General features: G+C 61.8%; 11 protein-coding genes and 1 pseudogene. 8 read left to right on the plus strand and 4 right to left on the minus strand.

The features are described 5' to 3' along the window. The 3 genes from DV027_RS16570 to DV027_RS16580 form a co-directional block, all read right to left on the minus strand. Window positions 1–274 (minus strand): MucR family transcriptional regulator (locus tag DV027_RS16570; RefSeq protein WP_242621984.1); only part of this gene is annotated, 274 nt, incomplete at its 3' end. Next, the gene (locus tag DV027_RS16575; protein WP_130732938.1) at window positions 267–533 is read right to left on the minus strand and encodes a conjugal transfer protein TraD; all 267 of its coding nucleotides are present in this window, start codon (window positions 531–533) and stop codon (window positions 267–269) included. The genes DV027_RS16575 and DV027_RS16570, both read right to left, overlap by 8 nt. A 64-nt stretch (window positions 534–597) precedes the next feature. Beyond that, on the minus strand, window positions 598–957 hold the full coding sequence (locus tag DV027_RS16580; protein ID WP_207303533.1) for a conjugal transfer protein TraD: 360 nt from the start codon (window positions 955–957) through the stop codon (window positions 598–600). A 96-nt stretch (window positions 958–1,053) separates the two neighbouring features. Between DV027_RS16580 and traA the strand changes: the two genes are divergently transcribed. From traA to DV027_RS16620, 8 genes are all read left to right on the plus strand, one after another. Then, a complete protein-coding gene (gene traA / locus DV027_RS16585; RefSeq protein ID WP_130732939.1) occupies window positions 1,054–4,431 on the plus strand; it encodes a Ti-type conjugative transfer relaxase TraA in 3,378 nt (1,125 codons plus the stop codon). Window positions 4,432–4,477: 46 nt separating this feature from the next. After that, window positions 4,478–4,900, plus strand: a complete 423-nt coding sequence (locus DV027_RS16590) for a putative toxin-antitoxin system toxin component, PIN family (protein WP_010517487.1) — start codon at window positions 4,478–4,480, stop codon at window positions 4,898–4,900. Between the two features lie 80 nt (window positions 4,901–4,980). Beyond that, on the plus strand, window positions 4,981–5,160 hold the full coding sequence (locus tag DV027_RS16595) for a toxin-antitoxin system HicB family antitoxin (RefSeq protein ID WP_240471409.1): 180 nt from the start codon (window positions 4,981–4,983) through the stop codon (window positions 5,158–5,160). Between the two features lie 86 nt (window positions 5,161–5,246). Then, window positions 5,247–5,498 (plus strand): FitA-like ribbon-helix-helix domain-containing protein, encoded by a 252-nt coding sequence (locus tag DV027_RS16600; RefSeq protein ID WP_010517485.1) that lies wholly within the window; start codon window positions 5,247–5,249, stop codon window positions 5,496–5,498. Beyond that, entirely contained in the window at window positions 5,495–5,917 is a 423-nt protein-coding gene (locus DV027_RS16605) for a type II toxin-antitoxin system VapC family toxin (RefSeq protein ID WP_010517484.1), read from the plus strand. Before DV027_RS16600 ends, DV027_RS16605 begins: the two co-directional genes overlap by 4 nt. A 64-nt stretch (window positions 5,918–5,981) precedes the next feature. Further along, window positions 5,982–6,176 (plus strand): type II toxin-antitoxin system VapB family antitoxin, encoded by a 195-nt coding sequence (locus DV027_RS16610; protein ID WP_010512461.1) that lies wholly within the window; start codon window positions 5,982–5,984, stop codon window positions 6,174–6,176. After that, window positions 6,173–6,565: a type II toxin-antitoxin system VapC family toxin gene (gene vapC, locus DV027_RS16615; RefSeq protein ID WP_007396299.1), complete on the plus strand. Its 393-nt coding sequence runs from the start codon at window positions 6,173–6,175 to the stop codon at window positions 6,563–6,565. The genes DV027_RS16610 and vapC overlap by 4 nt, the downstream gene beginning before the upstream one ends. A 293-nt stretch (window positions 6,566–6,858) precedes the next feature. Further along, window positions 6,859–7,530 (plus strand): DUF6118 family protein, encoded by a 672-nt coding sequence (locus DV027_RS16620; RefSeq protein ID WP_130732940.1) that lies wholly within the window; start codon window positions 6,859–6,861, stop codon window positions 7,528–7,530. Between the two features lie 290 nt (window positions 7,531–7,820). Here DV027_RS16620 and istB read toward each other — a convergent pair. Then, window positions 7,821–8,432 (minus strand): annotated as a pseudogene (gene istB / locus DV027_RS16625) (IS21-like element helper ATPase IstB); the annotation flags it as partial. Window positions 8,433–8,505: the final 73 nt, after the last annotated feature.

Raw genomic sequence — 8,505 nt, forward strand, 5'->3', positions numbered from 1 at the left:
TCGCGCAGTCGTTTCTTCCAACGACCATTCTGGCACATTGCGATGCCGTGCGGGGAGGACGGCAACCACCCCATCTCACAGGCACGGCCGGCACCAGATCCGGTGTTCCGGTCGTCGCCTGTCCCGGACCGCCAAGCGCCTGAAACACCGTGGCGATGAGGCCTGGCAGGGTATCCGCCGGAACCGTATTGCTGCTGACATAAGCTGTGACAATCCGGGTCGTAAGCTCCCGCAGCGTGTCAGCTTCGGATGATCGTGTCTCGTGGTCAGTCATGGTCACGTCTGCCTGTTGTCCTGTCATGTTCCCGGTCCCTGTCGAAGGCATGAAGCCCCGCGCGCCTCCAGCGTGTTTTCAGGTCGCCTGAAGCGGTATTCTTGCCATCCCGAAGCTGCCCCGCAATGTCCAGGAAGGCCCCGAGCAGGGTGGCGCGGTCATCATCGGTCAGATCGACCAGTCCCGCCTTCTGGACCAGGCCGCCCAGTTCGATCAGATGATGGGTGCGTTCCCGTCGCGCCTTCGCCCAGTCGCGCATGTCGGTGCGTGCCTTTCGTGCCTGATGGCGATGGATCAGGGCTTCCTGCTTCCTGATCCGTCTTTCAAGCGCCAGCAGATCCGTCCTGATCGTTTCCGGTTCCTTTCCGGCCGCCCTTTTTTGCGCCGGCCTGAAAGAACGCCGTCCCCCGTTCGGTCCACCTCGCGACGGCTTCGGGTTTGCCGTCCGCCTGTTCGACAGCCGCAAGCAGCACCCCGGCCAGCGCCTCGATGGACAGGGTATCGGCTCCCGTCGCCTCGACCAGTTCACCGAGCTGGAGGGTTTTTTGCGCCTTAAGCTGCCTGGTCTTTTCCTGAAGCGCCTTCAGTTCCGCATCAATGTCCCGTGGCCTGCGCATTTCCGGTCCTCTGTCCTGCTGGTCTGTGCCATACTCTATCACACAGGCGAGAACCGCGTCACTCATCCAGAGCAATCAACCCTTGTGGCACAGTAAAATGTGAGTGCGCGCTTATACGTCATTTCATGACGTGCGCTTAAATGATGTGATAGGATCGCGCTCATGGCGATCTATCACCTGCATGCAAAGGTCATCAGCCGCGCCACCGGCCGGAGCGCCGTGGCGGCAGCGGCCTATCGCGCGGCATCCCGCCTGCATGATTTGCGGCTGGATCGCGACCATGACTTTTCCAACAAGAGCGGCGTGGTGCATTCCGAGATCCTGCTGCCCGATGGCGCACCGGAACGGTTTCTTGATCGTGCGACCCTATGGAACGAGGTCGAGGCGATCGAGAAGCGCAAGGATGCCCAGCTTGCCCGCGAGGTGGAGTTTTCAATCCCGCGCGAAATGACCCAGGCGCAGGGGATCGCGCTGGCACGGGATTTTGTGCGGGAGCAGTTCGTGGAACGCGGCATGGTGGCCGATCTCAATGTGCATTGGGATATTGGCGAAGACGGACAGGCGAAGCCCCATGCGCATGTGATGCTGTCCACGCGGCGGATCGAAGTCAGAACCGGAGAGGCTGTGCATGGAAGACGAAACGGAATCCCGCATCCTGAACGAAGCGGCAGGGGCGCATACGACTTCGCGCCGGATCCTGGACCTGATGGAGCAGAAAGGGGAAGACGATCCGCTCAAGCTCATGATCCGTCTGCTGACAGAGATCCGGGAGACGCAGCGCGGCATCCTGCTGAAGCTCTCGACGCTGGAGAAGCGCTTGCAGCGGCTGGAAGAACGGCACGACTGATTGCGGCGGCACGGCTCCGGCATGAAGGTCTGGGGCTGGCGCAGAATCAGCCTTTCATCGGGTTCGGTGCGAAAGAGCGTTCGTGGAATGACAGGGATCTGCTGCTGACGTGGCGGGAGCGGTGGGCGTCGCTCGCCAATGAACGGTTGGCTGAACTGGACCTGGATGTGCGGATCGACCATCGGTCGTTTGCCGCACAGGGGATCGACCTTGAGCCACAGAACAAGATCGGACCCGCAGGGTCACGCCGGCCGGAGCGCGGTGAACCGTGTGAGCGGGTTGCCGACCATCTGGAGATCGCACGGCGCAATGGGGAAAGGTTGCTGGCCGAGCCGCATGTGGCGCTGGAGGCGCTGACCCGACAGCAGAGTACATTCACCCGCCAGGACCTGGCGCGGTTCGTGGATCGGCATACGGCGGATTCCGCGCAGTTCAGTGCTGTCATGGTTCGGGTGGAGGCGTGTCCGGAGCTGGTCGCCCTCGGGAAGGACGGTCATGGGCGGGAACGGTTCTCCACACGGGAGATGATCGGGGTCGAGCAGCGCCTGGAAGAGGCATCGCTCGCGATGGGGCAGTCCCAGGGGCATGCGGTGCCGCTGGCGGTGCGTCGGGCGGCGATGGCGCGGGACGGGCTTGGGGACGAGCAGGCGCTGGCGGTGGGCGAGGTCACGAAGTCCCGCGACCTGTCCGTGGTGGTCGGGTATGCCGGGACGGGGAAGAGCACCATGCTGGGTGTCGCCCGCGCGGCATGGGAAGAGGCCGGGTATCGGGTGCGCGGGGCAGCGCTGTCGGGGATTGCAGCGGAAGGGCTGGAATCCGGGTCCGGGATCGAGAGCCGGACGCTGGCCTCCCTGGAGCGTGCGTGGGAACGTGGGTTCGACCTGCTGGAGCGCGGGGACGTGCTGGTGGTGGATGAGGCCGGCATGGTGGGATCGCAGCAGATGGAGCGGGTGCTGTCGGCCGCGCGCGGGGCCGGGGCCAAGGTCGTGCTGGTAGGTGATCCCGAGCAGTTGCAGGCGATCGAAGCCGGTGGTGCGTTCCGGGCGGTGGCCGAGCGGGTCGGGTCTGTGGAAATCACCGCCGTGCGCCGGCAGCGTGAAGGCTGGCAGCAGGCGGCCACGAAGGAGCTGGCGACCGGGCGGACGGATAGGGCGCTGGAGCGCTATGAGACGGCTGGCCTGGTGCGCGGTCATGACACGCTGGAAGAGGCGCGGGCCGGGGTGGTGGCCGGATGGGATGAAGCGCGTCAGGCCGCGCCAGAGGAAAGCCAGATCATGCTGGCGCATCGGCGTGTCGATGTGCGGGCGCTGAACGAAGCGGCGCGGGAGATCCGGCGGGAGGCGGGTGAACTGGGTGATGATGTGCTGGTGCCGACCGCCCAGGGCGAGCGGGTGTTCGCGGACGGGGAGCGTATCTACTTCCTGCGCAATGACCGGGCGCTGGGGGTAAAGAACGGCACGCTGGGCACGGTGCGGGGCATCACGGGGTCGGTCGAGGCCGGGGATCTCGTGCTGTCGGTGCAGCTCGACGGGCCGGGTGGTACCGGGCGCGGCCGGGTCGTGTCCGTGTCGGTGGCTGATTATGACGCGCTGGATCATGGCTATGCGGCCACCATTCACAAATCGCAGGGTGTGACGGTGGACCGGGCGCATGTGCTGGCGACGGGGAGCCTGGACCGGCACGGGGCGTATGTGGCGCTGTCGCGGCATCGGGAGAGCGTGTCCGTCCATTGGGGCCGGGATGACGTGGGCGACCGGGACGGGCTGGTGCGGCGGCTGTCGCGCGAGCGGCTGAAGGATACCACGCTGGATTACCTGCATGTCCGGGATCGGGATGCCGGGTTTGCGCGACGACGCGGGCTGCATGTCCCCGAGAGCGAGATCGTGGTGGAGCGCGGCAAGGCTGCCTCTGGCCCCCGGAAGGACAGGCAGACCGAAGCTGTCCGTACGCCGGATCCGGCACCGGCACAGCGGAAGCGCGGGATGTTCGACGGGCTGGACCTGTCCGTGCGGGGGCGTGGCCGGACGGCGGAAAAAGACGTGTCGGCCGGGATGGATGCCGGGGCCGGGAAGGGGGAAAGTGGGGTTGAGCGTGAGGCTCCCGCCTCTCCTTTTGCCGGGTTGCGGCTGCCGCGCGTGCAGCGCGCGCAGGTGCCGGCCGGACTGGGCGGGTTTGTGCCGGGTGGTGATCCGCTCCACCAGGCGGTGGAGCAGTATGCGCGGGCGGTGCGGGATATCGGGCGCATGGTGGAGCAGGACCTGCCGGTGCTGGAGCACCAGAAGAAGGCATGGCTTGACGCCAGCACGGCCCTGGAACGGCTACGGCCCGGGGCGGTGATCGCTCTGGAAACCGCCGTGAAGCATGAGCCGGAGATCCGGCAGGCCCTGTACGGGCTGGAAGGGCCGGCACGGGCGCGCAGGCTGGTCGAGGGGCTGGAACACGAGGACAAGGTGCGGCATTCCCCCGAGTTGCGGGCGGCGCGGTTCGTGAAGGTATGGGACGGGCTGAGCCGCGAGCAGCAGGGTGTGGCGCTCAGGGAGCTGAAGCGGGACGCGCAGCTTGAATCCCTCCTGCGGCAGAAGGGGCATGAACTGGGCGTCCGGAAGGGATCGACGCTCGATCATGGATTGCAGCCGCAGCGCACGCGCTCGCTGTCGCGTTCCAGGGGGCGGGATATGGATATGGGGATGTAGGAGATTTTGATTTACGTTAAGCAGTGACGTCATATATGATGTCACTATGCGCGTTGTTCTTGATACGGATGTTGTTCTTTCGGGATTCATGTCACCGGACGGAGCGTCCCGGCAGCTTTTGCTGGGGGCCTTGGATAGGAATTTCAGTCTGCTGCTCTCCACGACCCTCCTGGTCGAATACGAGGCGGTGTTGCGTCGTTCTGAAAACCTTTTTCGAATGGGCGTTCAGGGGGATGAAGTTCTGGAGGTTCTTGATGGACTTGCAGGGTGCTGCGTCCCGGTTTCTTTTGATTACAGGTGGCGACCGACAGGTGCGCACGGTGATGATGAACTTGTGGTTGAGACAGCGATCAACGGAAATGCGGATGCGATCGCCACGTTCAATCTGAAAGACATGCAGCGGGCCGTATCACGGTTCGGTATTCCAGCAGTGCGGCCAGGTGTTCTTTTGCGAAGGATGAGAGGATGAGTAGCAGTAAAATCCAGCTTCGGCTTCCGGAAGATATGCGGGAAGCCGCAACGCGTCAGGCGGCGCTTTCAGGTGTCAGCATGAACCTTTTTGTTGCGACGGCTGTCGCGGCCCGGCTGGGTGGGCAGGCAGAAGCGGAACGGTATTTTTCCGCACGGGCGACACGGACCACGCCTGCTCGTGCCAAAGCTCTTCTGGAGCGGATCGGAACAAAGGGGCAGATCAGGGACGATGATCGTCTGGACGTGCCGGAAAACTGAATCTGGATGAGGGGATATAGGGTTTTTCTGGAAAGATATCGAAATGATATTTATGATATCAATCTTGAGAAATGGGGAGTCCTGTCATGTCCTCTGTCGTTATTCGCAACCTGCCGGAAGAGACGCATCGGGCGCTGAAGGCGCAGGCCGTGCTGCATGGGCGCAGTACGGAAGCGGAGATCCGGACCATTCTGGAAGCGGCCGTCCGGCCGCAGCAGAGGGTCCGGCTGGGATCGCTGCTGGCAGCCATCGGTCGTGAGGCGGGTGTGAGCGAACAGGATGTCGCGGCCTTGCAGGTTCGGGATCAGACCCCGGCTGAGCCGATGTCCTTCGAATGATCCTGCTTGATACCAATGTGATCTCGGAGCCGTGGAAGCCTGTGCCGGAGCCGCGTGTTCTGATCTGGATTGATGAACAGGCGATCGAGACGCTTTTTCTGTCTGCCGTCACGGTGGCGGAACTGCGTTTCGGGATCGGGGCGATGCCGACCGGTCGGCGGCGTTCTGTACTGCATGAGCGGCTGGAACAGGAGGTATTGCCCTTGTTCGCGGGGCGTGTCCTGTCGTTCGATCTGGCGGCGTCCCAGGCCTATGCCGAACTGATGGTGCGGGCCAGGTCAGAAGGTCGGGCGATTGGCAAGGCAGATGGCTATATTGCGGCAACCGCTGCATCCCGGGGTTATGTCGTGGCCAGCCGCGACGTGTCTCCTTTCGAGGCGGCCGGTGTGCGGGTTCTCAATCCGTGGGAGGATACCTGATGTCCTGCGGCATGCTTGAGAGCGGATGATTTAATGTGTATGATTTCTATTGGAGATACACATCATGCGAACAAACATCATCATTGACGATGCCCTCATGACAGATGCGCTGAAGGCGTCTGGTGTCAAAACCAAGAAGGAAGCGGTCGAACTCGGGTTGCGGACGCTGATCAGGCTGAAGCAGCAGCGGGAACTCCGTACCTTGCGGGGGAAGCTCGACTGGCAGGGTGATCTGGATGCCATGCGTTCCGACGCATGATCCTGGTGGATTCCTCGGTCTGGATCGATTTTTTCCGGGGTACGGTGACGCCACAGGTTGATGTTCTAGACCGGCTTCTGGGAGAAGAACCTGTCGCCATTGGGGATCTGATGATGACGGAAGTTCTCCAGGGATTTGCGAGTGAGCGGGATTTCAACACGGCACGGCGGATGCTTGGTGCCCTGGATCTGGTGGAGATCGGGGGACGTGATGTCATGATCGAGGCGGCACGATATTTTCGTGACCTGCGCGGCAGAGGCATCACCATCCGGAAGACCATTGATACCCTGATTGCCACACGATGCATCGTAAGCGGGTATCGGCTTCTTTACAGTGACCGGGACTTTGATCCGTTTGTGACACATCTGGGGCTGGAACGGGCTGCCTGATCGGGGGGCAGGCTACCGGGGGAGGGATGTTGTGCAGGAAGAAGAACAAGCCGTTTGTCAGGAGACAGCGCATCTTCTGAGTAGTCCGCGTAATGCGGAAAGATTGCGACAGACTATTCAGAACGCGGCTTCAGACAGTCGGCCAAACAGGCTTACGCTCCTGGCAATGGAAGAAGGGCGAAGGCGGCTGCTTTTCGGAAAGCAGGAAAGGGCCGGAACGCAAGAGGCTGGCCAGGATGATGATCGTCTGGACGTGCCGGAAAACTGAATCTGGATGTGGGGATGGTTCCATCATGAGCGAGACGGATCCGGCAGCCCGTGCCTTTGAGGATCTGTGCGCCGAAATGACGGTGCTCCGGCGCAGCGTGGAAGCGCTGCCCCAGGCATGGCGGGACAACCGGCCGCCTGACTACACGCCGGACCTGGCCAGACTGGTCAAGGCCCTGAACGACGTGAGCGCGCGCATGAAGGCGATCGAGGCCAGTCCGACGCTGAAGATGACACCGCAGGCCTACGGGCAGGGGGTACGCCAGGCAGGGCTTTCTGTCAGTCAGGACATGCAGGCCGCCTTTCATACCGCGATCCGTGCGGTTCAGGTGGAGCGGCAGCAACTGACCGACATTGTCGGGCAGGCGCGCACCCGGGACCGGCAAAGCTGGTGGGTGTTGAAGGTAGGGCTGGCCTGTCTGGTTGCAGGGACCGGGTTGTCTCCTGTTCTGGCGTATCTCTTGCCATCTTCTGTCGGGACGCGAGTGGCATCTTTTATTGTTGGGGAGAAAGATCGCTGGAACTCTGGGGCCATGATGATGGCGGTCAGCAATCCTGAAGGCTGGCAACGTGTACGTGAGGACAGCCAGCTGGTTGAGGTCAACAGAGACAGGATTGCAGCTTGCCAGAAAGTGGCCTCAGGTCAGGAAAAAACTCAGAAATCTTGTGTCATCATTGTTCCGTCAGAGCAGGAATAGTCTGTGGAGAGATATGAAGCCGAAATAGAAAGTGACATGTCAAAGAAACTGGATTTCTTTGACGGATCATTCTGACGTGTTAGAAAAAACGCATATTGCTACCACGTAAGGATGTCATGTTAACGTCAACCTACCCTATTCGGCCTTTACCGCCTCAGACTGTCAATCGGCACTCAAAAATAACCCCTGATCGGCATGCAATATTAACCCCCTGTTGAAGGCCCGGCCTGTCTCCTGAAGCCGTAGGCGTAAGGAGACAGGCCGGGGCAGGTATGGATCTGGAGAGAGGTTCAGTTACGGTTCCTGAACCGCCAGCTTTCGTTCCCTGTCTCGATGATGTCGCAGTGATGGGTCAGACGGTCGAGCAGTGCCGTGGTCATCTTGGCGTCGGCGAATACACTGGCCCATTCACCGAAGGACAGGTTCGTGGTGACAATGACCGAGGTCTGTTCATAAAGGCGGCTGATCATATGGAACAGCAACTGTCCGCCAGACTGGGCAAATGGCAGATATCCCAGTTCGTCGAGGATGACAAAGTCCAGTCGGCCGAGTTGTTCGGCCAGCCGACCCGCCCTTGCCGCCCGACTGTCAGCCTCAAGCCGGTTGACCAGGTCCACCACGTTGAAGAACCGGCCACGCCGACCTGTGCGGATGCAGCTCCGGCCAATGGCCGTGGCCAGGTGGGTTTTGCCGGTACCTGTGCCCCCCACAAGCACGACATTACGCTTGAGGTCGAGGAATTCGCCCCGAGCCAGGTCACGGACAAGGGTTTCGTTGACGGGCGTATCCGCGAACTGAAAGTCCTCGACATCCTGTGCCCGCGGCATCCGGGCAATGGTCATCTGGTAGCGTACCGACCGGGCCTGCTTTTCATGTATTTCGGCCTGGAGCAGTTCTCCTAGGGATCACGACACGAAAGTGTATTTTACGTACGCTTGGAGTGAACACCTGTAGAACTGGCCACATTGAGGTTCA

The sequence above is a fragment of the Komagataeibacter xylinus genome (genome assembly GCF_004302915.1).
GTDB classification, from domain to species: Bacteria; Pseudomonadota; Alphaproteobacteria; order Acetobacterales; family Acetobacteraceae; genus Komagataeibacter; species Komagataeibacter xylinus_C.

What these genes read in the sequence shown, in the direction of transcription:
- DV027_RS16575 (WP_130732938.1), bottom strand. Translation starts at nt 533, where the DNA reads ATGCGCGACTGGGCGAAGGCGCGACGGGAACGCACCCATCATCTGATC.
- DV027_RS16580 (WP_207303533.1), bottom strand. Translation starts at nt 957, where the DNA reads ATGAGTGACGCGGTTCTCGCCTGTGTGATAGAGTATGGCACAGACCAG.
- traA (WP_130732939.1), top strand. Translation starts at nt 1,054, where the DNA reads ATGGCGATCTATCACCTGCATGCAAAGGTCATCAGCCGCGCCACCGGC.
- DV027_RS16590 (WP_010517487.1), top strand. Translation starts at nt 4,478, where the DNA reads ATGCGCGTTGTTCTTGATACGGATGTTGTTCTTTCGGGATTCATGTCA.
- DV027_RS16595 (WP_240471409.1), top strand. Translation starts at nt 4,981, where the DNA reads ATGAACCTTTTTGTTGCGACGGCTGTCGCGGCCCGGCTGGGTGGGCAG.
- DV027_RS16600 (WP_010517485.1), top strand. Translation starts at nt 5,247, where the DNA reads ATGTCCTCTGTCGTTATTCGCAACCTGCCGGAAGAGACGCATCGGGCG.
- DV027_RS16605 (WP_010517484.1), top strand. Translation starts at nt 5,495, where the DNA reads ATGATCCTGCTTGATACCAATGTGATCTCGGAGCCGTGGAAGCCTGTG.
- DV027_RS16610 (WP_010512461.1), top strand. Translation starts at nt 5,982, where the DNA reads ATGCGAACAAACATCATCATTGACGATGCCCTCATGACAGATGCGCTG.
- vapC (WP_007396299.1), top strand. Translation starts at nt 6,173, where the DNA reads ATGATCCTGGTGGATTCCTCGGTCTGGATCGATTTTTTCCGGGGTACG.
- DV027_RS16620 (WP_130732940.1), top strand. Translation starts at nt 6,859, where the DNA reads ATGAGCGAGACGGATCCGGCAGCCCGTGCCTTTGAGGATCTGTGCGCC.